Genomic DNA, 23,137 nt, shown 5'->3' with positions numbered 1-23,137 from the left:
AAGCATCTTCTCCAAGATGACCGATATTGTCACAAAGACTTCCCTCTCTGAATCGAGGTTCAATGACCTTTTCTGGGAGCTTGAGCTGGTCATGCTCGAGAACAATGTCGCGATGGAGGTCATCGAAAGGATAAGGTCTGACCTCAAGGCAAAGCTTGTCGACCAGAAATTCGACAGGGGCAGGACCTCTGACATCATCATGCATTCCTTGCAGGAGACAATAGGCCGCGTCCTTGATTTCGAAAGGCTGGATATAATAGATATGGTGAAGGAGAAGGAAGAAAAGCCTTTCATCATCGCATTCTTCGGAGTGAACGGCGCCGGCAAGACGACAAACCTTGTCAAGATAGCTAAGCTGCTCGAATCAAATGGGCTTTCCTGCGTCATAGCAGCCTGCGATACTTTCAGGGCAGCAGCCATCCAGCAGCTCGAGGAGCATGCAGTTAATGTCGGTGTGAAGGTCATCAAGCATGATTACGGGGCTGATGCAGCAGCTGTCGCATTCGACACGATAAAGCATGCCAAGGCAAAGGGCAAAGATGTTGTCCTGATAGATACTGCAGGCAGGCAGCACTCGAACACGAATCTGATGGATGAGCTGAAGAAGCTAGTCAGGGTGAGCAGACCGGATCTCAGGGTGTTTGTGGGGGAATCCATAACAGGCAATGACTGCATTGAGCAGGCGCAGTTCTTCAATGATGCTGCAGGTATCGACGCCATAATACTCACGAAAGCTGATGTCGACGAGAAAGGTGGCGCAGCGATCTCTATATCATATGTAATCAACAAGCCTATCATCTTCTTCGGGACCGGCCAGGGCTATGAGGACCTGAAGGAGTTCGATAAGGATTTCGTGATGAAGAATCTCGGGCTGGCTTAGGTGTCCTCGGATACTGCTTTTGATTTTTGATCTGTTTATAAATCCGCACATAACCTTTATAAACAAACCACCATATTAAAGCAGGGAATAGTTAAAAATACCTGTTGAAGGTAAAAGGGGTGAATTGAATGGTTGATTATGCGAAAGCTATCCAGCGACCTTTTTCTGACTGGAAGAAATATCTGATTGGGTGTGCCCTGTATGTTATTCCTTTCTTGAATATCATAACAGGCATCTTCGCTTCAGGCTACAGCGTCATGTGCGCGAAGAGCGCGATGAAGAAGGACTTCAAGCTTCCTGAATGGGACGACTGGGGAGGGATGTTTGTCAAGGGTCTTCTTCTGATGGTCATCGGGATCATCTATATGCTGCCGGCGATGATAGTGGGGGCCATAGCAGGGTTCACTGCAGCTGCTGCCATTTTCTCAGGAGAGAATTGGATGACTGCGCTCGGCGCTGTGGGTGCGCTAGGCGGTGTCGCTTTCCTCATCATTCTTGTAACAGCTTATTTCCTTCCTGCTGCGACAATGCTTTTCGCAGACAAGGGGAATCTGGGAGCGGCGTTCGAGTTCGGGAATGTGTTCAAGATGGCACTCACAGGGACTTATTTTGTTGCCTGGCTCATCACCCTGCTGATACTTATCGGTGTGGGTATTGTAGTGGGGTTTGTCAGCGCTCTGCTAGCAGTCACTGTGGTGCTCCCATGGGCGATCTCAGCGATGTTCAGCATGTTCTCGACAATCATGGCCATGTCAGTCTTCGGCCAGGTCTATGCTGAGGTGAAAAGATGAGGCATTTCTTTGTTTTTTTCATCCTGATGATGGTGGTTTTCGCAGTCGGATGCGAAAATGGGCAGGACAGCGGCTCGGATGACGGACAGGATGATGGGACTGATGGAATGCAGGATGACAGCGCAGCCGAGAAGGATGATCCTGGCACAGGTGATGGGAAGAGCAAGTCATATTTCCTGGATACCCTAGGGAAATCCCCTTCATATAAGGCGACCTACGACTTCACCGGCTCTGCTGAAGAGATCTCCACATTGCAGGAATACACACTGTATTTCAAGGATGAGGATAAGTTCAGGTCTGACATTACAGCCACTGCCGAGGGAAGGACAATGACAATGATGTTCTTCATGCTTGATAAGCAGGGTTATTTCTGCATAGATCAGGGCCAGATAATGTGCTTCGAGCAGCCCAATTATGAGCCTCCGCAGGGCGAGCAGATTGTCGACGATATCAAGGACAATCCTGACATGTACAGCCCGGTGTATGACGGCACTGTGACGATTGCAGGGAAGAAGGGTGAATGCTGGAAGGTTGATGTCCAGCAGGGATCATCGTCAAGGATCTGCTTCTCATCAGACGGTGTGCTTCTCCTGTCAGAGGTCACTATGCCTGACGGCACATTCAAGATGACTGCAAAGAGCATAGGCTCTGTCTCTGATTCTGATTTTGTGCTTCCTGCGCAGCCTCAGGATTTCGAGATGCCCGGCTATCCGGGTATGGGTTAAATCTTATTTTTTATTATTCCTGCCTTTGGTTTTTTATTAGGATTTTAATCAGTATCAGTCGGTATCCCTTTTTCTCTCCCTTTTCAGGTACAATATTACCGCAATCTCCCTTGATCTCTCTATTATTATTGTGATCAGAGGTACGAACAGGCTTCTCATGAATATCTTGAGAGGCCCCGGCTTCAGGCTGAACCTGATGCGCTTTATCTTCTGCATCTCCCTTATCTCCTTATAGTCCATTTCGAGCTCAGGGAGGAATCTGAGCATTATGTACATCGGTATGTAGATCGGCTCAGGCACCCTCAATCGCCTGAGCAGCGCAAGAAGCTGGAGGTTGTCTGTTGTTGTCGTGAACAGAGCACCGAATGACAGCATCACATAGACCCTTGCTGTCATGTTGTACACTATTATCAGGTCTGGTCTGATGAATGCGTAAAGCAGGCCCACAGGGATGATGAGGAATGCGAATATCAGGGCGGCAAGCTTTATTATCCCCCTGTACCCGGAAAGTTTCAGCAGTGCGAGATGGAGCAGCATGAGCAGTGTGAGCAGCACCCAGTCTGCTGTCAGGAAGACGAGCACGAGTAGAGCTGTCATATATGACAGCTTGTATTCTATGCTCAGTCTGTGAAAAATTGTCTTGCCTGCCTTGTATCTGTACATCTTATCTCTCCATCTTCTATCATATACGCCCTGTCGCATAATGAGACGACCTTGGGATTATGTGTCGCTATTATCATTGTCTTGTGGCTGTTCATCATGTTCTGGTAGAATATGCATCGGTTGTATTCGTCAAGCCAGACCGTAGGCTCATCGAGGAGCAGCACATCAGCACCTGTCGAGAAAGCCGCAGCATTCGCCACCATCTTCTGCTGGCCTTTGCTCAGCTTGTTGGGATCATTGTCCTTCAGTCCGTCTATCCCGAATGCTTCCATCATCTCATGGCTCTTTACCTCATCTGAGACCTTGTCTTCGTATAGGAAATGCGACGGGTTCTGCACGCAGTAGGCCATGCTGGGCTTGGTGCTCTGCCATATGCCGACCAGCCCGCAGAGTATCTTGAGCAGTGTTGTCTTGCCGCTTCCGTTCCTTCCTATCAGCGCTATCTTCTCTCCCTCATTTGCCTTGATTGTGCCGCAGAGTGAGTATGGGCCTCTCCTGAAACTGATTCTCCTGTCCAGCACTGTTCCGCCTCGGCCCCTGAACTTCTTCCCGAGCCTGAAAGGCCTCCTCCTCTTCAGGGATATGGTCTTGTCTGCCTTGACAGGAGGCTGCCTCTTGTCGAGCCAGATGATGGTCCTCTCTCCCTTGAACGCTCTTATTATGCTTAGGAATCCCCTCGCTTCGACAGGGTCAAGGAGCTCAAGAGGCTCGTCCAGGATGAGTGTCTGGATTGGGCTCATCAGCTGGTTCAGGAGGTTTATCTTCTGTTTCTCCCCCTCTGAAAGCTCGAAGACATTCCTGTTCCTGAGGCTGTATAGTCCGTTCTTCTTTAGGGTCTCATCATCGATCCGCCTCACTTCATTCCTCACCTTGAATGCGAGGAACTGCGAACTTGGGTTCTGCAGCACAAAACCTATGCTGTCGGTCCTGATGTCGAGTTGGCCGCCCACTTTCCCGGGCAGGAATCCTGGTATCACGCCAAGAAGCGCATTGGCGAGTGTGGATTTCCCGGATCCATTGTCGCCTATTATTGAGACGAATTCGTTCTTCTGTATATCAAGGTCTGTCTCGAACACCTTCTCCTTGAAGGTTACAGAGAGGTTTCTAGCTTGTATGTCTTTCATTTTTGCCTTTTCCCTCTTTTTAGGCAGAGATGTAAGTCTTCAGTTTCGTCCTGAATACGATGGCATATGCTGCAAGAATCTCCACGATCGACTGCACCAGATTCGGTATGACCAGGAAATACCAGGGGAACTTCGTCATTATCTCCTCAGTGGGCAGGTGAAGCCATATGGGGAGGGCGAAGTGATAGTTTATATAGAGCATCACCACGCTCCTGAGTATCAGGCCGAGGAGCATCATGGCCCAGAGATGGTGGAACTTCCTTTTCCTGATATCATATGATATCATCAGGGGCACCAATATGCATGCTGTTGCCAGCAGTTTCATCCCTGCACCCAGCCAGCTGCTGACTGCTATGAATCCTATGAATATCGCCGACAGTATGCTCGTCAGCGATGATGCTTTCCATCCGAAGAGGAACAGGGCGATTATCCATGGGACTGTGACAAGGTCTATCCTCATCCCCCATGTTGTGGGCCAGAATGGCATGAGCTGGAATATTATCGAAATTCCTGACAGCATTGCCGCTATTGAGTATATGAGATAATTGTTCTGTTTCCTGTGCTCATTTTTTCTGTCTTCCATCCTGCGGTGATCCGCCCGGGTATCATGATTCTCATGCTTCTCTGTGCGCCCTGAAGTGTCTCTTATCGAAGCGTCTCTTATCGTCTTGCTCTTCATTTTTTCACCTTTCTGATGAGTATCTCGTCATCATCCTTGACCTTCAGATGCTCCCTGACATTTATCGGCGCCAGTATCTCTATTATGTTCTCTGGATGTTTTGTCCTCTCAGGCACTATGAGTGCGCCGTTCAGTGCCTTCCCGTTTATCCCGAGCTCTATCTCATAGCATAAGACCGGCCCGAACTCCCTCAGCTCATCCTCGAAACCCAATATCTTGAAGCTCTCGAGCTGGTTGACGAACTTCTTGACCAGCGTCCTGTTCACGTCGAGGTTCAGTGTGCCGTGGAACGGCTCGAATCCGAGCACTTCGGAGAATTTGTCTGAATATTTCTTGACATAATATTTCCCCTGCCTGATGCCTGTCTGCACTCTGCCGCTGAATGACTCCACTCTGTTCCTGTCGACAATCTTCCTTATGTATTCGAAATGGTCAAGTATCCTGTTCCTGCCTTTTTCGCTGAGCGAGAGGGTTATGCCTGATGTCGAGGCTTGCCTCTTTATCATGCCTGACTGCTCGAGCTCGATGAGCTTCCTCGACACTGACTGCTGGGATATGCCTATGTCTTTTGAGATTGTGACTGTCGAGCTGTTGAGATTTCCGAAAAGCTCTGTCTTGTCCCCCAGATAAAGCAATAGATCAAACATATTTCCACCTGACCCGGAGTCCCTATCAGATACTTATATAGTTTACGCTACACTTTTTAAGGTAACAAAAAGGGAATAATCTGGTTGTTAGGCACCATAATTTTGTGATTTTAATAATTTTCATATAAAAACAGATTAGAAAAATAGAAGAGTTTATATACTGGTATGGGATTTATGGCATAAATACAGATTACAAAAACAATCACAAAAAAAGAGGTGCAGTTTATGCCACAAGCAAGATGTATGAAATGCCAGAAACAGGTTGAGATCAAGAACCCGACAGAAGTCGTGATGAAGAACAAGATGAAAGCAGTGAAAGGAGTATGCCCTAAGTGCGGGACAAAGGTCTTCAGGATTCTGGGCAAGGCCTAAATTTCTTTTTTCTTATTCAGGGACAAGGTGCTTCATGGATTTCCAGCTGATTGGATCATCAGAATTGGACTCTTCTGAGAAAGATATGCTCAATGAGCTGATTGACCAGTATTGGAACAGGATGCAGAGGGCTGTCCATCAGGACATAAAGATGGTGCTCCATGTCAAGAAGTACAGCGGCACTGAGACTGAGACGAGGAAAGGGACTAAGTACTCGATAAATGTCAGGATTGAGGCGCCGGGGAAGGTGCTGGAAGCCAATGAATCAGGCTTCGGCGAGATGAATGTCATCACGAAAAAAGCATTTGAGCACATCCTGAAGATAGCTGAGAAGAGGTTCAAGCAGTCGTCGGGCTTCAAGAAGACTAAGGTCAAGTGATCTGCGCATAATATTTTTTATTTCTCGAATTCCACTTTTCCGTCATGATATATCCCTTTGTAGAGCTTGACCGGTCTCCAGGTGTCGATGACGGGCTCTGCACCTAACCATCCTGCAAGATTGTCTGGATTCCCTATGGTTGCACTCAGCCCGATCAGCTGCAGATTGGGGAGCACTTCCCTGAGTATTGTGATAAGCACCTCGAGTGTCGGACCTCGGGATGCATCATTCAGCAGATGTATCTCGTCTACGACAACAACCGATATATCCTGCAGCCATGGGGTCCTGTGCCTTATCAGTGAATCGAATTTCTCTGCTGTGACTATGATCAGGTCATATTTTGCCAGATAAGGATCAGATGAATCGAGATTTCCTATTGACAGTGCGATCTTTGCCATCTCGCCGTATTTCCTCTTGAAATCCTTAGCTTTCTCTGAGGCTAGTGCCTTGAGGGGCACGATATAGATACCTTTGCCTTTCCCTCGCAGCACAGAGTTCATGATCGCCATCTCTGCTATGAGTGTCTTGCCTGATGCTGTAGGTGTGCAGACGAGGAGGTTTTTACCCTCGAGAAGCCCTGCTGCCACTGCTTTCTCCTGGCTTGGCCTGAGCTCTGTTATCTTCTCCTGCTCCAATACTGCATAGAACCTGTCAGGCACTTTCCCCTTGATTTTTCCGATATCCATGGTTCATCTCGTCTTCACAATATCCATGATTCATCTCATCTTCACAAGATGTTTCATCCTGTGGTAGTTTATCATGCCGATGCCGACAATCAGAGATAGGAGAACCATCAAGCCGACAGCAAAATGCTGCGTTGCCCTGCACATCATGGTCTGGCAGAATCTTATTGTTGCGGCATCAAGTATCAGGAAGAGCAGCCCTATGGCAATGATGCAATATCCCCAGATCTTTATTTTCTCCATTGTGACAGCAACCTAGATTGGATTGATGGGGCTGCGAGGATTTGAACCCCGGTTGGACCCATGTTGTAGCGCTGCACTCGCGCACAGCTCTGCCCCAAGGGCCAGTGATGCCAAGCTACACTACAGCCCCGATGCTTGAATCCATAAGCCACCTTATTTTAAAGCTTGCTATGGATTCTTCTGAAAAACTGATGATAAAACCTATAAATCCAGGGATAACCAAAACATTTATAAACATAAAAAACACATTGTTACCCAATGAATCATCCCAATAACCCGGATTTGATTAGGTATATATTAGACATCGTTAATTTTGCACATATTTTGTACGTCCAGGCTTTCTGAGGCCGGTCGTTCATTTTCTGGTGATTTAAGATGGGCCTTGGCAATGTCATGCAATATGACGGAGTGAGTGCAAGAATTGATGAGAATAACCTGCGTATCCTTAATCCGCCTCGAACATACCAAGGAGGTCTTCTGCCTGGCATCAGCCTGAGTGTCCCGATTCCGGATTCTCTGTTCAGACAAAAGTCAATGCTTCAGGAAAGATTGCACAATTATTATGATAAGTGGACAAGATCAGATATTGCTGCAAATGCCTGGCTGGCTGCGAATGGAGCTGTTATCCCTGATCTTATTGCAGGCAATTTTGGTTCTTTTTCAGCTGTAGTGTCCATGCCTCAAGGAACAAGGGGGTTGAGTGATATTATTTTGGATGAGATGATGTCGGACCTGAAAGAATACCTGAGGACTCAGCCTGCTGAATTTGTAAGGAAGAATTATCTGCCAAGTGAAGTGACAAGAGATTTTGAGGGTTTTATAGGCCATCTGGGATATATACTCAGGGGTATTGGATATGAGGTTGTTGCTGAATATGATCCGACACAGGGGGATTCCAGGAGGTTTCTCGAAACTGAGATGCCTAGGATAGAAGAGGAGTTCAGGAGCCATGCCTCTGCTGGAAGGAGATTTGCCAGGATAATCATGAACAAGAAGCCATACCAGAGCCTTATTGACAAGATCCATGATTCAGGAACTGATCCCATACATGATCTGGTGAGAGCAAAGCTGATACTTGGTGATATCTCAGAAGCAGATGATGTACTGCGAAATCTGCAGGAGAATGATAATATAACCTATGACCTCCTGGCTTTGAGGGAGAGGGACAAGCCATACTCCCATCCTGAGTTCTCATATTTTGCGAAATCTATGTTAGGGAAGAACAGAAAACCAGGCTTGAGGATGATACCGGGAGGGATTATAGTGGAGGATCCTGATGTTCCTGGATTTGAGAAGATCTCATTCTATCTGCTGATGGGGGTCTATGACAGTGATGGCACTCCCAGGAGAGGCAGTCCTGGTGAATTGCAGATCCTTGATGTGGATATGCTTAAGGTTGATAAGGGCAACCATCATCTTTTCAAGCAGAAGAAGAGGCAGGACGGATTCAGGATATGCCCGATTCTGGACTGATTTATATATTCTGATAATTAACTTTTTAAATATCCGGGCTTGCCACCTGTTATGGGGACTGATGAAGAGCTGACTAGGAAGGACCTGAGGCTTAGGGAGCATGGCCTATATGATTCTGATATTTTCTCTATGGACCAGAGTGCAAGAGAGCAGTTTATAGAAAGCACGATAGGATATGGCAGTTCAGAAGGATCTGTGAATCTTGATGATGTGATTGAGGTTTTCCTGCTCAAGCTGAATCCCCAGATCACTGCTGAGGTTCTGACAAGTCCTGGGCACGGAAGCCTGAATGAGATCCAGACCTTGTATGAGATCGCCAGGTCCGCCCTTGAGATGAGATATCAGGGGATGATTGCCAAGGCAAAGGGATTGTTCAGGAATCCTTATCAGGAAGCCCTTGATAATGCGCTCAATTACATGGATTACATGTTCGCGCATGAGTCATTGAGATTCATTGAAGCGAATTTTGAGGACGGAAGAGAGAAAGGGTTGCTTGCATCCAGGGTCGAAAGGATCAAATCTTATTGCAGCGGCCATATGAAATCATTGAATCATATAATGGGCATCTTGGACATGGACATCTCATCTGCATTAAGGTATCACAAATCAATGAAGAGTCCTGAGAAGGCGAGGAAGATAGACCTGCTTGTCTCTGAATTTGACAGGCAATACCATAATGCAGAAGATGAATTGAAGGCACATAACAATGATAAGGCGCTGAAATCAATCCTTAAGCTGAGATCAGCATATTTCAGGTTGACAAGCCAGATGCTACATTATTGTTATGCGCGTGTTCTGGGAGGCCTGGATCTGCCTGAACGAAGACCTGAAGAACAGGTCAGTGTTCTTGCGAATAATCTTATCCAGACATTTGCCGGACCAAGGGATGGATCATATTGATTTAGGTCTATCGTTGATTTAGGTCTATTATTGATTTAGGTCTATCCATTTTTGGGTCTAATCATGTTGTATTTTGCAGGCAAAAGATTTAAGAATTATGGACATTAACTTCCTGAAATGGTAGAACAGGATAGGATTGAACAGTCGATTATATCATTGCTTCTGATTATCTTGATCTCATTCTATATCTATGCATCATTCCAAGGCACGGAATGGGTCATCGACAATATCATGCTTATGGGCATCGCATTAATCCTTTATGCTGTCAGGAAGAAGTATCAAATAAACCCTTATCTGATGGTCATGGGCTCTCTTGGGATATTGCTTCATGGCCTTGGCACTTTCGGCTGGTATTCCACTGAGCCTTTTGGGATAAGATATGACCATTACACCCATTTCTTCGGGGCTTTTGTCTTCTGCCTCATTGTCTTCAATTATCTGTATGAGACAGCAAGGGGTAATGGCATCAGCAGGGGGAGGAAATTGTTCGAGATCGCTCTCTTCTCCATAATGATATCGCTTGGATTTGGGTCCATAATTGAGATAACAGAATATGTGGGATTCAGGTTCTTCGGACCAGGTGAGGGTATTCTGTTCTATGGCACAGGTGACTTTGGGGAATGGCAGAACACGATTCTTGATATAATATTCAACCTTATAGGGGCTCTTTTCGGATCCATGATCATGATCCTGCAAAAAGCAATGTCCTGCCAAGAAAAAGAAATTCGGAGGACTGAGTGTAACGAATGTCCTCCTTAAATAAGGTGCCAGCTGACTTCACAGCTGTGGGGAATGGCAGAACACGATTCTTGATATAATATTTAATCTTGCAGGAGCATTCTTGGCATCAGTGGTCATGATCCTGCAAAAAACATTGTCCTGCCAAGAAAAATAAATCCGGAGGACTGAAAGGATTGATTAACCTGATCATGACACGCTGCTGACATGCCCCTCTTTCCTGACCCTCAGCACATTATCTACAAATCCTTCGATCTTTGTCTCATGTGATACTATGATGGTCTGCTTGACCCCCATCTCCCGCAGCACATCACCCACCTTGTCGAGCTGTTCTGTCGAGAACCCGTCTGTGGGCTCATCGAGTATGATCAGGTCATTTGTCTTAATGTCTGAGATTATGTCATTTATGACCCTGTTCAGTGCAAGTCTGTAAGCGAGCGCCACCGCAGTCCGCTCACCCCCTGACAGGGCGTCCAGCTCTGCTTCATATCCATTCTGCTCAATGAGCGGTGTGAATGAGTCATCAAGCCTTGTGGTCATTATTTCCTCTTCAATGAGCTCATTGAACCATTTCCTGAATGTGTCATTGAATTCATTATAGACGCGGTACATGACATGCTTCTCCATTGTATTGACCATGTTCACAAAATGCTCGCTGAACCAGTTCTTGAGCTTGAGGAGCGATTCTATCCTCGCTCTTGTCTCCTGCTTCTTCCTGATCTCTTCCCTCAATGACTTGTTTATGTTCACTAGTGTCTCTTTCTCTTTCTCCACTGATATTTTATCCAGCTCCAGTCTCCTTTCAGCCTCTGTTATCTCTTCCAGATCTCTTTTTATCTTGTCGAATATACCCTCAACACCTGACAATTGTGATCTGCGCGCATCTATATCCCTTATCTTCCTGGAATGCTTGTCTTGCTTATCTTGGTTTTCTATGAGTGATTTGCTGAGAGATTCAATCCTGGCAGTTGCCTGTCTCATGTTGTTCTCGATATTTCTCTTTCGCTCCATCTTGATTTTTATCTGGTTGATTGCATTGAGCTTCCTTTTCAGCTCTTCTATGCTCTTTGCTGCACCTGTCGCGTCGAAGCTCTCGAAGGCCTTGCTGTCCTCGGCAGCTTTCTTCAGCTCAGCCTCATATGTTGAGATGATCCTCATCTTCTTCTCTACCTCTTCACTGAGGCTCTCAGCCTGCTTTATCTCCAGCATCAGCCTATCATACTCCCTTTCCAGCTTTGATATCCCCTCTTTCTTCTGTACTGTAAGATCCCTGTCCTCGATTATTCGTCTATATTCTGCATCGATATCTGTAAGCTTTCTCTCAAACTCTCCCAATACTGATTTCTGCTTGACAGCCACCTTGTGCTTATGGTCTTCTGTGACAAGCTGGAAGCATGTCGGGCATTCCCTTAAGCCTGATATGTCCTGTATAATGCCTTCAGTGTTCTCCTTGTGGGCTCTCAGTTTGCTGATGCTGTCCCTGAGCGTCTCGATTCTTGATTCCGCCCGCCTGATGGACTCGGCCAGCTCCTCTTTTCTTGATATCCTGCTCTTGATGTCTTCTATCTGCAGTCTCTTCACATCCACATCAGCCCTTGCAGTCTTCTCATTGATATCATGCTTGAGCTCGCTTATCTTCTGTGTCAGGAAATTGATCTTGTCCTTTGTTCTTATCTTGTTCGTGTTGTATTCTGATATCCTGTTCTGGAGGTTGATTATGTCCTCTTCGATTTTCAAGGGATCCTCGATTATCCCCTCTATCAGCACATCCTGTGCTTCCTTGCTGAGGTGTGCCAGTTGGCGCTCGCTGTCTGCTATCTCTGACTTGCATCTCTCTTTGTCTTCATTCAGGTGCTTCAATGCCTGCTCGTTGAGCTCTTTGAGCTTCCTGAGCTCCATGAGCTCGCTTATCTTCTTCTCTGTCTCCTCGAACCTTGTCCTGGCATCTCTCATCTGTCTCTGGACCCTCTCGAGGTTTGGCCTGATTGTCTCCAGCTTCAGCACAAGTGAGGTTATCTCTTCCTCGCGGGCCTGATATGCCTTTTCCTTCTCTTCAAGGTCCTGTATCTGGCCCTCAAGCTCTTTCTGGGTCTCCCGGACCTTTCTGAGGAATATATTCGTGTTCTCGACGACCCTCTTGTACTTGTCTATTCCGAAGACTTTCCTGAGAGTATCAAGCCTGGCATCAGGATCCTCGTACAGGATGTGCTTCATCTCTTCCTGGGGTGTATAGACAGTATATCTGTATATCAGGTCCTCGGATCTGCCTACGAGCTCGCTTGGATATCCAAGTATCTCGAATACCCTGGCCTTTAGCTCCATGGGTGTCAGCTCTTCCTTGACGCCGTTGATTATGATATATCCTGAGTCTTGCGTCACGCTTGTCTTGCTCCTCTTGAGCCCTCTTTTGATAATTATCTCTTTCCCGTCGAGGCCGAGGCACAGCTCAACACTGCCGCTTGGTTTCCCATGACGCAGGAGGCTTGTCCCTGAGAGCTGCTTCCTCTTGAGTCCGAACAGGGCGAATTCTATTGCTAGGAGTATAGTTGATTTCCCGCTGCCGATGTCTCCACTAAGCAGCAGAGAACCTTCAGGGAATTGTATCATGTTAGTGACATAGCTCCTTATGTTCTCAAGTTTTATGTACTGCAATCGCATAGGATTAGTGATTAAAAAAATAGGGTTTATAATTTTTCGTTTTCCTGATTACATGGATATGATTACATAAATGTGATTACATGGATATGATTACACAAATGCTTTTATAGGCACTATTTCTCCTGCCTGAGGATTAAATCCCATATCTACTTGACAATCAATAAAATTGATCAGTGATTTGGGTATTTTCCATTGAAAAGGAGAGGTGGCAGGATGAGGCTTGATGGAGAACTGTCTGAGGGTTTTGGATGCGCAGGAAATGATCGGTTTGATAAATGCTGGTCCATTCGGATTCATCCAGTACCGGCGTGACGGAGCTGTTTCTGGGATAAATGAGCAATTCATGTCCATGGTAGGCCTTGATGAGATTCCGTCAGATATTTCTGGGATACCATCATTGGAGCAGGGAGGTTATGATGAGTGGATGCGCCAGACTGCTATTATCGGCCAGGCATCCAGGATGTATGCTGGACTGCAAATACCAGGCAAGCCCAATCCTGTCGCAGATCGGAATAATGCTTATCTATTGCTTCAGGCTATCCCTGATGAGGATCGCTCTGTTGTCTTTGCTCTTGATTCCACTGACCTTGAGTGGTTCAGGAGGGAGAACACAGGTGTCAAGACAAGATACAATAATGACAAGATGGAGCAATCCCTTGATGCGCTGAAGGATTCAGTGGGTTATGATTTCGGATTCGTTGCCTTCAAGGCGCCTAATGACAGTTTCTATCAGCTTGGTGCAAGCCGGGGCCTGAACGATGAGCAGCGAAGCAGAGTCAAGGTATCTCTGATGAATGGTCTTGGCTCAAGATACTCTTCCTTGACAGGTCCTGATATTTCGGGTGTTGATGCCAATATTGTGTGCGGCACAGAGTCAGGCTCCATATTGACTTATCCTATCATCAATTTTGGCAAGGTCATTGGTGCGATAGTGCTCGGAAGCACAGGCAGGAGATTTGACCAGGGAGATATCGAGCATGTCAAGGTTCCTGCGAATTATGTGGAATCTCATCTGCAACTGCTTGAGGTCTCAGGATCAACAATATGTTCCTTTATGGGCATGCTTGAGATAGCCAATCATATGAATCTGGGCCATCCGAGGAGAGTCAGTGATATTGCTGGGGGGATGGGTTCAGAGATAGGGTTCTCTGATGACCAGATGAGATGCCTCAGGAATTCTGCCATGGTGCATGATATCGGCAAGATGCTTGTTCCCTCTGAGCTTATCAGGACAAAAGGGAGATATGGGGCCTTGGAGAGGGCCATGATGGAATTCCATCCCGAATTGGGCGCTCAGAAGCTTTGCATGATCCCAGGTCTCAAGAGGGTGGGTGTCGTTGTCAGCCAGCATCATGAGAACTATGATGGGACAGGCTACGCGAGGGGTCTGGAAGGCAGGGAGATATTGCCGGAGTCAAGAGTCATCAGGATTGCTGATTCATTCGATGTGATGGTGAATGGGAGGAACTACAAGGACAGCCGCTCTGCTATTGATGCTGTTGATGATATCAAGAGGCATTCTGGCACTTGGTATGATCCAGGATTTGTGCAGGTCCTGGAATACCTTGTGAAGTCTAAGATAATCCGGAGCGAGAGAGAAAGGCCCCAGCTGCGTGTTGTCAATTTCTAAACATTTTTAAATCTCTGTCCGATTGATGGCTTCATGGACCTGAAAGAATTTTTTGCGCCGTCCAAGCTGAAGATCTATGTCTTCCTCTCGATCTCTATCTTGTTTGTCATCTTCCTCGGTGCTTTCTCAGCATCATGGTTTTATTTCATCCTGTTCTTCATCTTCTCATATTATTATGCCTGCCACATAATCATCAAGATCGATAAGATGAAGAATCCGAGCTCTGTCAAGCTGCTGGCAGATTTCTTCATTCATTATCTGGGCCTGATGATCCTGCTGGTATTCCTAAGGATGCTGTTTATCAGGATATCGCAGGGCTAATTATTTATATGGGAGATTCTGATAGCATATCATGAGAGATCCTTTATGCGAATATTTCAGCCAATGCGGTGGCTGCACAGCACAGCATATTGACTATGGATTGCAGGTCGAGAATAAGAGGAAAAGGCTTGCCAAGTCCATCGGCTTCGGGCAGGTAAAGGCTTTCTTCGGCGATGAATATCATTACAGGAACAGGATGGATTTCATCTTCTTCAGCGAGGGCATAGGCTTCAGGCAGAAATCCAGGCCTGACAGGTTTGTGGATATCGATAGATGTGTGATTTCAGATGAGGTGCTGAACCGGCTCTTGCATGAGGTCAGGGCATATTTCAAGGGTGCAGATGCTTTTGACAGGAGAAGACAGGCAGGGACCTTCAGATATGCAGTGATCAGGTGCGCAGAAGGAGGCTCGGGCATTTCATTTGTGCTTAACAGGGATTCTGCTCATCTGGATAAGGCGATCGGGCAGGTCAGAGCTTTCAGTGAGGGGACTTCTGCAGACAATATCTTGGTGACTTTTGTGCCCAAGGATTCTGATGCGAGTGTCTCAGATGATTTCTTTGTGGTGAAAGGCCGTTCCTTCCTTGAGGAGACCTATCTTGGCGGGCATTTCTCCTTCAGCTCCCAGGGATTCTTCCAGAACAACCATGGCATGGCTGAGAAGATGTACAGCTATGGCCGCGATGTCCTGAGTCAGTATGATACTGGGAGCGCATGCCTCCTGGATCTGTATGGTGGTGTAGGTTGCTTCGGCATCATCTGCGCAGATCTTTTCAGGGATGTGCTGATAGTCGAGAATGTGCCTGAATCAATCAGGGCAGCTGAGCTTAATATTGAGAAGAACAGTGTGAAGAATGCAAAGGCGATTCTCCTTGACGCCAAACAGCTTAGGAAGGTTCCATTGCGCAAGCCTTTGTATGTCATAACCGATCCTCCAAGGAGCGGTATGGATGAGAAGACCATCCTGGAGCTGAAAAGGCTGGAGCCAGAAGTGATTATCTATGTATCCTGCAATATCGGGCAGCTAGCCAAGGATCTGAAGAAATTCAAGGATTATATTGTCAAGAGTGCTGCATTGTTTGATTTCTTTCCCCAGACCTTGCATTGCGAGGCAGTCGTTGAATTGGTTAGGAAGGTTCAGGATAAGAATACGCCACGGCCCGGATTCGAACCAGGACATCCCGAAGGAAACTAGCTTGCTTGCGCGTGACTCAAGGCTAGCGCAATACCAGATTATGCGACCGTGGCATTTTTGTCATTAAGAAAAAACTGCACTTTATAAATATTTTTAAAGGAAAATTAAAAAAAGCTCAGATGTATTGTGAAAGGCAATCTAGATAGGCTACAAATCCATATTTTCTGCAATTTCTAAAGGGATTTCCATATGGCAATAGTTCACCAATCTCATCCTGCAGTGTCATACCCACAGTATTCCCACGATCTAGCATAATCTGATCATATTTTGATTCAAGGATAATTTTGCATTCATCAATTTGTATCAACCTGTTTTCTTGGAACTCTAGCAATTCAAGTCCAAAACTTTCTCCGATTTGTTTACAATAATCCGAAGATATCATTTGAGTTACTGAATCGTTGTTTCTCCCGCTCACAAGCACCACCAGGGCCACAATCGCAACTATCGCAACAATTGCAAGATATGCGAATGAATTTCCACTAGAATTTTCTTTAGCTGTTTTTTCCATTTAATCACCTCAAGGATGATGTGATTGATTGAGCGGCTTATTTAAATTTTGCCCTGGATTTATCAGGTTTTAGCAAAATTATTAAACAGCATTTCCGAGAAAAATTTATATATTTTGCGAAAGCTTTATAAATAAAAACAAAACCTTTATATATAACTTATAGATGTATTATATAAACTTATTGTAGTTACTAATCAAACAAAGTTGGGGTTAAGGGGGTAAAAAAATCCGTAATTGTACAATCCTAGTTGCACAGGTGATAGCATGGCATATGTGAAGAAATGTCCGGAATGCGGCGGTATAAACCTTTTCTGGAACAAGGAGAAGGGAGAGGTCATTTGCAAAGACTGCGGTCTAGTCATCGAAGACAAGATGGTGGACTTCACCCAGGAATGGAGAGAGTTTGATTCTGATCAGGGGCAGGCCAGGAGAAGGACTGGTGCTCCTATGACTTATACTCAGTTCGACCAGGGATTGGGCACTGAAGTCGGCCAGAAGGCTGACCTGTACAAGCTCGGCGGAAAATCAAAGAACAAGTTCTTCAGGCTCAGGAAATGGCAGTACAGGATAAGCACTGCTATCGAGAGGAATCTCAAGCTCGCATTGGCAGAGCTGAAGAGGGTCTCATCTTTCCTGAAGCTCCCGAAATCTGTAGAGGAAGAAGCAGCCAGGATATATACTTTGGCAGTCCAGAGAGGCCTTGTCAGAGGCCGTTCAATGGAATCTGTGGTTGCAGGGGCCTTGTATGCTGCTTGCAGGCGTCATGATGTGCCTAGGACACTAGACGAGCTCAGCGAGGCTTCCAGCATCGAGAAGAAGGAAATAGGAAGGACATACAGGTTCATAACAAGAGAGCTTGGTATTGCAATCCTTCCAAGCAATCCTGCAGATTACATTGCGAGGTTCGCATCTTCATTGAAGCTCAGTGCAGAGACCCAGTCAAAGGCAGTCGAGATCCTTGATAAGGCTCAGAAAGCTGAGCTGACAAGCGGAAGAGGCCCGACTGGCATTGCAGCAGCTGCATTGTACGTCAGCGCTCTCATCCACGGCGAGAAGAGGACCCAGAGGGAAGTCGCTGATGTTGCGGGTGTGACTGAGGTCACTATCAGGAACAGGTATAAAGAGCTTCTTGAGAAGCTTGATCTTGAGAAGGATATCAAGAAGACCAAGAAGAAGAAAAAGCCCGACGAAGAATAATCATATTTCCTTTTCTGATATTATCCTGTTTTCTTCAACTGAACCCCTGTCATCTATCTCCAGGATATTCCATCCGTACTTGACAAGATAAGCAAGCATCTCTCTCCTATTGTTCCTGGTCTTTATCTTGATACTTTTATAACCCTCTTTCTTTGCCCACTTCATCAGATGGTCCATCATCAGTTTTAGAACGCCCTTGCCGCGATATTCTGGCTTGACCCCTGTCATCCAGCAATAGAAGCTTCCATCCTTGTACCGGTCATATGATGCCATTAACCACAGGGTTTGCCATTCTCAAAAACCATGATACAGAGGCTCTTGTTCTCTTTCATCAGGTTTATGTTATCAGCAAGCTTGTTCTCTCCAGAGAATTTAGGTATCTCCCTGTCAAGCTTTATCGCTTCCTCAAATGACACTTCTCTTATCTCCATCTGTAGAGCCTCTTCTCAAAATCAACTATCTTCCCTTGAGAGACCTCAACACCCTCTTTCCTCAGCAATGCGATCTTCTCATTGATCTTCCTTCCTTTTGTCTGGCCGCCGAATCCTCCGATTGATCCATCACTCCTGACAACACGATGGCATGGGATCTCTGGAGCACTTGGATTCCTTTTCATCGCTCCCCCCACTGCTCTGTATGCTTTCGAGTGGATCGCTTTCGCTAACTCTTTATAGGTCGTGACCTTTCCTCTTGGCACTTTCCGCAATGCTTTATAGACCTTCTCATCGAATTCCATGAACATATGTTTGCCTTTCTGATTTAAAAATATATCCCAAAATATTATTAAATCCGCAGATATCACCATCTGCATGAAAGCACCTGGACAATACTATGAGGATGTAGTTCTCAGGGACCCTGCTCACCGGGAGTTGATGGAGAATTATATTGCTTATCGTCTGGGCCTTGCAAGAAGGGATGGTGGGGATATTGAAATTTTCCTGCCATCAAAAAAAATGAGTCTTGAGGTGCTCATGGCAAGGATTGCAGAATGCAGGTCAGAATATTGCGGGTTAAGGCAGAAGGCTGACGGAATGACTGATATTAGTGAGACCCAGTTTTCAAGGATGATTGATTTTCTCCGATGCGCAGCGGACCCGGATAAGGCACTGAAAGATGAGTTCAGGATATTGTTCATCTATGGCCTGATGAGAGGGTATGATTTAAGCAAAAATGAGGGTCCTGGCAGATCAGGCCCTCCAGAAATAGAAAAGATGCTCACAGAATTGGCTGCTTCAGAAGATGAGGAGAAGATCGATATGCTTGTTGCCCAGCTCTCTCTTTTCGAAAGCATCTTGATGGATAATATCAGGAGGCTTCCTCAGACAAATGAGTTATATGCACAGGTGAAAGCCAGGTATTCCTCATCTGACCAATCATCTCAGTAATTCCATTATGTCATTGAAGTTGTCTTTTGACCTCTCATTCTTGTATTTCTGCGCCAGCTCAAGCATCTTTGCCTGGCTTATACCTAACTGATGCTTCTCCATGTAGGGCATCATCTTGCCGCCGACAATGAACTGGCAGAATTGTGTCACATTCTTCATTTTTGTATTATGCTTGCACCTCTCGAAGTCAAGCAGCACTGGTTTCCTGTCATGAACCCTGATGACAACATGCTTCACTGGATGATGCATCTCTTCCTTGTTAATGCCCAGCTGATCAAGCGCAAACATCTGGTTCATCACATCCTTGAGGACATCCAGCATCTCTTCCCGTGCGCAGTGCTCGAAATAGTCCAGTATGAACTCCCCTTCGACAAATTCATATACCATGAAATCCTTGCCTGAGAAAAGCAGTGTGGGGCCGATGTCATGCTGGTTCAGCACCTTGAGCTTCTCTGCTTCATTATCGACTGTTCCCACAGCATCTGTGTCGCTCCTTTGGACTTTGACCGCGACTTTCCTGCCAAGATACTTGCCTGTATAGATGGCCCCGCGATGCCCCTTCATGAACGCTTCTAACTGCTGTACTCTCTCCTTCACTTCTGCTGGCAGGTCATCCATCCTCATCCACACCATATCTTGTATACATAAAGCTCCTCAAAGAAGAGCTTCTCATTGTCAAGCTGTTCGAAGATGAGATGATTCTTTTTCAGTGTCCTGTTCACCATCGCCTTGTCTGTCATCGAGCTGAAGACGATTAATATTATGCCATCCTGTTTCAGGTATTTTGTGGCATTCTCAAGGAATCTCTCCAGCAACTCATGCCCTTGCTTGCCTCCAGAGGTGTATGAGGCAGTGTCCTCATCTTCATATTCATCAGATGGCAGGTAGGGAGGGTTGAAGATGATTGTGTCAAATCTCATCTCCTTCATTCTCAGCGTTTCGATTATCTGATCCTGGTTTTTCTCGAGCCCTTCGAACAGGTCTGACTCATATGCAAGCATGTTCTTTATCCCGCCTTTCTCTATCGACTTCCTGACAAGATCAACTGCTTCTGGATTTATGTCAAGAGCGACAACCCCTTTGACCTTGTCATAAACAGAAAGGGCCTGTATCCCTGTGCCTGTCCCCATATCAAGCGCATGGCCTCTTGCCAGCTTCTTCACATGCTTCTGGAGCAGGAAGCTGTCCTCTCTTGGCTCATAGACTGTCATGCATACTGCATTAGAACAGGAGTATTTATAGTTTATCTTAGGACCAGCTCGTTGCGCATGAAGGTCTTCTCGCAGAAATGGCATTTGAGGGTCACAGGATTCTTTGCGACAACATGGAACTTTGTGCTGACATTCTCGAATCTTGTTATGCATCCTGCATTGCCGCATTGGACAAGGTTTTCGACCTTCTCTGGCAGCTTCACCTGTTTTTTCTCTTTCACTTCGCCGTCTTTGATGACATTGATGGTGGCATTCGGCGTGACCAATGCAAGCTTGTTAAGCTCATTCTCATTCAATTCCTTGTCAGCGATCTTGATTATCCCTTTCCTTCCCATCTTCTTGCTTGAGAAGTTTGTTCCGAGCACCATGAACTCCTCTTTGAGGTTCAGTATCTCAACCACTTTGAATATCTCATCAGCGGGTATGTGGTCTATGACAGTCCCATTGTCCAATGCCTTCACTGTTATCTGTTTCATTAGTTCACCAGCATCCTTATCTCGAGCGAGTTGTCTTGAGGATCTGAAAATATATAGATCAGTTTTCGTGTGACGAAGTCAGGCAGCTCTGTCCTGTTGATGAAGACGCCTTCTTGTGCGTCACCTTTGTCAAGGCATATCCCGTGGAAATCTATCCCTCTGAACAGCATCCTGACGTGTGCCTGGCTCCCATCCCTTCGACTGAGGTACATGAGTGCCTCAGGGCACCCATACCAGTCTGGAACGGTCCTGACAGCGCCAAGGAACCACACGAACGCATCAAGTGTATCTTCGCTCATTCCACTATCCACCCCTAATCTGGTGTTATTTGTGTAGGGAAGATCCACTTTGACTACAGGAGTATTGGATTCGGAATGTGAATAACTCATCTTATCACTCCCAATGTTAAGCATAGCAATGCCTGTCTGACAGGTATTCCGTTTGCAGCCTGCTGGAAGTAGTGGGCATATCTTGTGTCATCCACATCCTTATTTATCTCTGTGACGCGGGGGAGAGGGTGCATTATCTTAAGGTTGGGTTTGACCCTTTTCAGCATGGACTTGCCCAGCTCATATACATTCTTGACCTTTTCATACTCTGTCTCATCAGGGAACCTCTCTTTCTGTATCCTTGTCATGTAGAGCACATCCACTTTATCGATGATTTCCTCTATCTTTTCATGCAGTGTGAATTTGATGCCCTTCTCTTCAAGTTCTGATATGACATAATCAGGCATCTGGAGGGATTCAGGCGCTGCAAAATAGAGTGTGGCGTCGAAGATGCTCAGTGCAGAGGCGAGTGAATGGACTGTCCTGCCATATTTCAGGTCTCCGACCATCGCGACATGGAGCTTTCCTATCTTGCCCTGTGTCTTCTTTATCGTGTAGAGGTCGAGGAGCGTCTGGGTCGGGTGCTGGTTCTTTCCGTCCCCGGCATTTATGACCGGCTTGTGTGTCGCTTCTGCTGCAACCCTCGCAGCTCCGTCCCAGAAATGCCTTATCACTATGACGTCGCTGTATGCTTCCATCATCTTGATGGTGTCATAAACAGTCTCGCCTTTTGCAAAGCTTCCTTTCTGTGGATCGGCAAAGCCCAGCACCTGGCCGCCAAGCTTCTTCATTGCAGACTGGAAGCTCAGCCTTGTCCTTGTGCTCGGCTCATAGAATAATGTGGCCAGGATCTTTCCCTGGAGAAGGCTGCTCTTTTTCCTGTCGCTCATCTGCTCGATTTTTTTCGCTGTCTCGAGAACATGGATTATCTCATCTTTTGACAGGTCATTGATAGAAATTATGTCTTTGTCCCTGAAATTGGATCTTCTCATCAAAAACCATTCAGCGATGAGCAGGATATAAAAATATTATTGTATTGGAAAAATGAGGTTAAGAATCATTATGAGCAATTAGGGACAACTACAGCGCTAATAATATTAAACATGCGACAACAATGATTATCCCGGCCTTCTGGTTCAGGTATATCCTCTCTTTCAATAATAACCTTGCCAGTATAGCGGTCACTATAGGGACTGCTGCGATTATGGGGGCTATCAAGGCTGTGAATCCATAAGTGATGCCCAACCCATAGCATATGAATGCAACCACCTCCAAAACAGCTATGCTGAGGACATATCTTGTCGTGCTCTTATGGAACCTGAAATCCATCTTTGTCAATCGTCCATAGATCATTGTGCTGATTAATATGAATATATGGGTGTATAATATGGCAAGCATCCATCCGATCTGTGCAGTGAATATGTCAAACACCATGAAATAGAATGCCCATGCAAAGAAGGGGATGATCACATGCTTGAGGCCAGCTGTCAATCCCTTATACTTGAACCTGTGGAACTCTATTGATGTGAGCACAGATCCGACAATGAGGGCAATAATCAGATATCCCTGGAATCTCGTGATATGATCACCGAGAAATAATATTGCCAGGATTATCGTAAGCAGTGGCCAAGCATTGACTAGAGCGCTCATCAAGGTCAGTTTCCCTTCCTGGAAAGCCCTATAATAACCTAAAGTTCCGACTGTACCTAAGACACCCATGATGATTGTTAGAGCCAGTATCTTCCATGATAGGATCATATCTTGTACCGTGACAACTGATATGATGCTCAAGAGCACCACGACGACTATTGTATGCCAGAAGAATAGGTTGATCCTGTCATGCTTTCTTACTGCAACTGCCACTAAATAATCCAGGAAACCCCATCCAAGCAGGGACACTATGCCGAATATTATTCCTATCTGCACTTTC

At 46.0% G+C, this 23,137-nt stretch carries 29 protein-coding genes, 2 tRNA genes and 1 pseudogene; 13 read left to right on the top strand and 19 right to left on the bottom strand.

The window, feature by feature from the left end; all coding sequences use genetic code 11:
• The first annotated feature begins 16 nt into the window (after positions 1 to 16).
• From ftsY to JW968_04390, 3 genes are all read left to right on the top strand, one after another.
• Positions 17 to 880 carry a signal recognition particle-docking protein FtsY gene (ftsY, locus tag JW968_04400; GenBank protein ID MBN1386186.1) on the top strand — a complete coding sequence of 288 codons (864 nt, stop codon included), beginning with the start codon at positions 17 to 19 and terminating at the stop codon, positions 878 to 880.
• Between the two features lie 128 nt (positions 881 to 1,008).
• Positions 1,009 to 1,671 carry a DUF4013 domain-containing protein gene (locus JW968_04395; GenBank protein MBN1386185.1) on the top strand — a complete coding sequence of 221 codons (663 nt, stop codon included), beginning with the start codon at positions 1,009 to 1,011 and terminating at the stop codon, positions 1,669 to 1,671.
• A complete protein-coding gene (locus JW968_04390) occupies positions 1,668 to 2,396 on the top strand; it encodes a hypothetical protein (protein MBN1386184.1) in 729 nt (242 codons plus the stop codon). The genes JW968_04395 and JW968_04390 overlap by 4 nt, the downstream gene beginning before the upstream one ends.
• A gap of 54 nt (positions 2,397 to 2,450) precedes the next feature.
• Here the strand turns inward: JW968_04390 and JW968_04385 are convergent, their stop codons facing one another.
• The 4 genes from JW968_04385 to JW968_04370 are packed head-to-tail and all read right to left on the bottom strand — an operon-like array spanning position 2,451 to position 5,509.
• Positions 2,451 to 3,059 carry a hypothetical protein gene (locus JW968_04385; protein ID MBN1386183.1) on the bottom strand — a complete coding sequence of 203 codons (609 nt, stop codon included), beginning with the start codon at positions 3,057 to 3,059 and terminating at the stop codon, positions 2,451 to 2,453.
• Positions 3,017 to 4,183 (bottom strand): ATP-binding cassette domain-containing protein, encoded by a 1,167-nt coding sequence (locus JW968_04380; protein MBN1386182.1) that lies wholly within the window; start codon positions 4,181 to 4,183, stop codon positions 3,017 to 3,019. The genes JW968_04385 and JW968_04380 overlap by 43 nt, the downstream gene beginning before the upstream one ends.
• Positions 4,184 to 4,202: 19 nt before the next feature.
• Positions 4,203 to 4,862 (bottom strand): ECF transporter S component, encoded by a 660-nt coding sequence (locus JW968_04375; GenBank protein ID MBN1386181.1) that lies wholly within the window; start codon positions 4,860 to 4,862, stop codon positions 4,203 to 4,205.
• Positions 4,859 to 5,509 (bottom strand): DUF120 domain-containing protein, encoded by a 651-nt coding sequence (locus JW968_04370; GenBank protein MBN1386180.1) that lies wholly within the window; start codon positions 5,507 to 5,509, stop codon positions 4,859 to 4,861. The genes JW968_04375 and JW968_04370 overlap by 4 nt, the downstream gene beginning before the upstream one ends.
• A gap of 225 nt (positions 5,510 to 5,734) precedes the next feature.
• On the opposite strand from JW968_04370, the gene JW968_04365 reads away from it, so the two are divergent.
• The gene (locus tag JW968_04365; GenBank protein ID MBN1386179.1) at positions 5,735 to 5,881 is read left to right on the top strand and encodes a hypothetical protein; all 147 of its coding nucleotides are present in this window, start codon (positions 5,735 to 5,737) and stop codon (positions 5,879 to 5,881) included.
• 34 nt (positions 5,882 to 5,915) lie between these two features.
• Entirely contained in the window at positions 5,916 to 6,260 is a 345-nt protein-coding gene (locus JW968_04360; protein MBN1386178.1) for a hypothetical protein, read from the top strand.
• 17 nt (positions 6,261 to 6,277) lie between these two features.
• On the opposite strand, the gene JW968_04355 is transcribed toward JW968_04360, so the two are convergent.
• The 3 genes from JW968_04355 to JW968_04345 form a co-directional block, all read right to left on the bottom strand.
• Entirely contained in the window at positions 6,278 to 6,946 is a 669-nt protein-coding gene (locus tag JW968_04355) for a DEAD/DEAH box helicase (protein MBN1386177.1), read from the bottom strand.
• Positions 6,947 to 6,976: 30 nt separating this feature from the next.
• Positions 6,977 to 7,186, bottom strand: a complete 210-nt coding sequence (locus JW968_04350) for a hypothetical protein (GenBank protein MBN1386176.1) — start codon at positions 7,184 to 7,186, stop codon at positions 6,977 to 6,979.
• 26 nt (positions 7,187 to 7,212) lie between these two features.
• Positions 7,213 to 7,316, bottom strand: a tRNA-Pro gene (locus JW968_04345).
• 245 nt (positions 7,317 to 7,561) lie between these two features.
• Here JW968_04345 and JW968_04340 point away from each other — a divergent pair.
• The 3 genes from JW968_04340 (at position 7,562) to JW968_04330 (ending at position 10,318) form a co-directional block, all read left to right on the top strand.
• Positions 7,562 to 8,659 (top strand): hypothetical protein, encoded by a 1,098-nt coding sequence (locus tag JW968_04340; GenBank protein ID MBN1386175.1) that lies wholly within the window; start codon positions 7,562 to 7,564, stop codon positions 8,657 to 8,659.
• A gap of 51 nt (positions 8,660 to 8,710) precedes the next feature.
• On the top strand, positions 8,711 to 9,559 hold the full coding sequence (locus JW968_04335; GenBank protein ID MBN1386174.1) for a hypothetical protein: 849 nt from the start codon (positions 8,711 to 8,713) through the stop codon (positions 9,557 to 9,559).
• Between the two features lie 117 nt (positions 9,560 to 9,676).
• A complete protein-coding gene (locus JW968_04330) occupies positions 9,677 to 10,318 on the top strand; it encodes a hypothetical protein (GenBank protein MBN1386173.1) in 642 nt (213 codons plus the stop codon).
• 168 nt (positions 10,319 to 10,486) lie between these two features.
• Here the strand turns inward: JW968_04330 and JW968_04325 are convergent, their stop codons facing one another.
• Positions 10,487 to 12,955: an SMC family ATPase gene (locus JW968_04325; protein ID MBN1386172.1), complete on the bottom strand. Its 2,469-nt coding sequence runs from the start codon at positions 12,953 to 12,955 to the stop codon at positions 10,487 to 10,489.
• 223 nt (positions 12,956 to 13,178) lie between these two features.
• On the opposite strand from JW968_04325, the gene JW968_04320 reads away from it, so the two are divergent.
• The 3 genes and pseudogenes from JW968_04320 (at position 13,179) to rlmD (ending at position 16,038) form a co-directional block, all read left to right on the top strand.
• Complete coding sequence (locus JW968_04320; protein MBN1386171.1) at positions 13,179 to 14,585, top strand: HD domain-containing protein; 1,407 nt, start codon at positions 13,179 to 13,181, stop codon at positions 14,583 to 14,585.
• Between the two features lie 33 nt (positions 14,586 to 14,618).
• Positions 14,619 to 14,906, top strand: a complete 288-nt coding sequence (locus JW968_04315; GenBank protein MBN1386170.1) for a hypothetical protein — start codon at positions 14,619 to 14,621, stop codon at positions 14,904 to 14,906.
• A gap of 31 nt (positions 14,907 to 14,937) precedes the next feature.
• Positions 14,938 to 16,038, top strand: a pseudogene (gene rlmD / locus JW968_04310) (23S rRNA (uracil(1939)-C(5))-methyltransferase RlmD).
• A 19-nt stretch (positions 16,039 to 16,057) separates the two neighbouring features.
• Here the strand turns inward: rlmD and JW968_04305 are convergent.
• Together JW968_04305 and JW968_04300 are read right to left on the bottom strand one after the other, a co-directional pair.
• Positions 16,058 to 16,154 (bottom strand) — tRNA-Ser (locus JW968_04305).
• 62 nt (positions 16,155 to 16,216) lie between these two features.
• On the bottom strand, positions 16,217 to 16,609 hold the full coding sequence (locus JW968_04300; GenBank protein MBN1386169.1) for a hypothetical protein: 393 nt from the start codon (positions 16,607 to 16,609) through the stop codon (positions 16,217 to 16,219).
• 264 nt (positions 16,610 to 16,873) lie between these two features.
• On the opposite strand from JW968_04300, the gene JW968_04295 reads away from it, so the two are divergent.
• Positions 16,874 to 17,806 (top strand): transcription initiation factor IIB, encoded by a 933-nt coding sequence (locus tag JW968_04295; protein ID MBN1386168.1) that lies wholly within the window; start codon positions 16,874 to 16,876, stop codon positions 17,804 to 17,806.
• Here the strand turns inward: JW968_04295 and JW968_04290 are convergent, their stop codons facing one another.
• From JW968_04290 to JW968_04280, 3 genes are read right to left on the bottom strand one after another with little or no spacing between them, the layout of a single operon-like run.
• Positions 17,807 to 18,079: a GNAT family N-acetyltransferase gene (locus JW968_04290; GenBank protein ID MBN1386167.1), complete on the bottom strand. Its 273-nt coding sequence runs from the start codon at positions 18,077 to 18,079 to the stop codon at positions 17,807 to 17,809.
• Positions 18,079 to 18,237, bottom strand: a complete 159-nt coding sequence (locus JW968_04285) for a hypothetical protein (protein MBN1386166.1) — start codon at positions 18,235 to 18,237, stop codon at positions 18,079 to 18,081. The genes JW968_04290 and JW968_04285 overlap by 1 nt, the downstream gene beginning before the upstream one ends.
• Complete coding sequence (locus JW968_04280; GenBank protein MBN1386165.1) at positions 18,228 to 18,542, bottom strand: MGMT family protein; 315 nt, start codon at positions 18,540 to 18,542, stop codon at positions 18,228 to 18,230. Before JW968_04280 ends, JW968_04285 begins: the two co-directional genes overlap by 10 nt.
• Positions 18,543 to 18,615: 73 nt before the next feature.
• On the opposite strand from JW968_04280, the gene JW968_04275 reads away from it, so the two are divergent.
• Positions 18,616 to 19,191, top strand: a complete 576-nt coding sequence (locus tag JW968_04275) for a hypothetical protein (protein ID MBN1386164.1) — start codon at positions 18,616 to 18,618, stop codon at positions 19,189 to 19,191.
• Here JW968_04275 and JW968_04270 read toward each other — a convergent pair.
• The 6 genes from JW968_04270 to JW968_04245 all read right to left on the bottom strand — a co-directional run bounded on the left by JW968_04270 (position 19,180) and on the right by JW968_04245 (position 23,133).
• Entirely contained in the window at positions 19,180 to 19,809 is a 630-nt protein-coding gene (locus tag JW968_04270; protein MBN1386163.1) for a hypothetical protein, read from the bottom strand. The two genes, JW968_04275 and JW968_04270, sit on opposite strands and share 12 nt — an antisense overlap.
• 2 nt (positions 19,810 to 19,811) lie before the next feature.
• On the bottom strand, positions 19,812 to 20,402 hold the full coding sequence (locus tag JW968_04265) for a methyltransferase (protein ID MBN1386162.1): 591 nt from the start codon (positions 20,400 to 20,402) through the stop codon (positions 19,812 to 19,814).
• Between the two features lie 32 nt (positions 20,403 to 20,434).
• Positions 20,435 to 20,878, bottom strand: coding sequence for an aspartate carbamoyltransferase regulatory subunit (locus JW968_04260; protein ID MBN1386161.1), 444 nt, complete (start codon positions 20,876 to 20,878; stop codon positions 20,435 to 20,437).
• Positions 20,878 to 21,177, bottom strand: coding sequence for a hypothetical protein (locus tag JW968_04255; GenBank protein ID MBN1386160.1), 300 nt, complete (start codon positions 21,175 to 21,177; stop codon positions 20,878 to 20,880). The genes JW968_04260 and JW968_04255 overlap by 1 nt, the downstream gene beginning before the upstream one ends.
• A gap of 86 nt (positions 21,178 to 21,263) precedes the next feature.
• Entirely contained in the window at positions 21,264 to 22,199 is a 936-nt protein-coding gene (pyrB, locus tag JW968_04250) for an aspartate carbamoyltransferase (protein ID MBN1386159.1), read from the bottom strand.
• 88 nt (positions 22,200 to 22,287) lie between these two features.
• On the bottom strand, positions 22,288 to 23,133 hold the full coding sequence (locus JW968_04245) for a DMT family transporter (GenBank protein ID MBN1386158.1): 846 nt from the start codon (positions 23,131 to 23,133) through the stop codon (positions 22,288 to 22,290).
• Positions 23,134 to 23,137 lie beyond the last annotated feature (4 nt).

The sequence above is a fragment of the Candidatus Woesearchaeota archaeon genome (assembly GCA_016928155.1).
Lineage (GTDB): Archaea > Nanobdellota > Nanobdellia > Woesearchaeales > JAFGLG01 > JAFGLG01.
This window is presented reverse-complemented; position numbering and strand designations above follow the sequence as displayed.